At 64.4% G+C, this 323-nt stretch carries 1 protein-coding gene; it reads right to left on the minus strand.

Annotated elements, in window-relative coordinates:
• The coding region (locus PZC42_RS20730; RefSeq protein ID WP_277213968.1) for an immunoglobulin domain-containing protein at positions 1-323 on the minus strand (323 nt) is incomplete at both ends.

The raw sequence follows: 323 nt of genomic DNA on the forward strand, positions 1-323 counted from the left end.
GGCGAAATCGGTTGGTTTTGTTGGGTCCACGTCAGGAGGATGGAAGAAGGGAGGAAGGAGGAGGCCATGCAGGTGAGGGTCGCCGTCTCTTGGAGGGATAATTCCTCGGCCGGGGGGGGGAAGACGTAGACGGAAGGGGCGTGGAGAGGCGTATCCGTCTCCTTCCTGATGCTCTCCTCCGCCACCACCACCCCCTCCTCTCTGACGCTGCAGCCGAACGTCTCCCCCCCGTTCCACTCCTCGGCGCAGACCCTCAGGAAGCTGCGGACGGTGTAACGCCCGTCCGCCTGTCTGTCCTCCGTCTGACTGACGTCCAGACCCCC

This window comes from Isoptericola croceus (assembly GCF_029382255.1).
Taxonomy (GTDB): Bacteria; Actinomycetota; Actinomycetes; order Actinomycetales; family Cellulomonadaceae; genus Isoptericola; species Isoptericola croceus.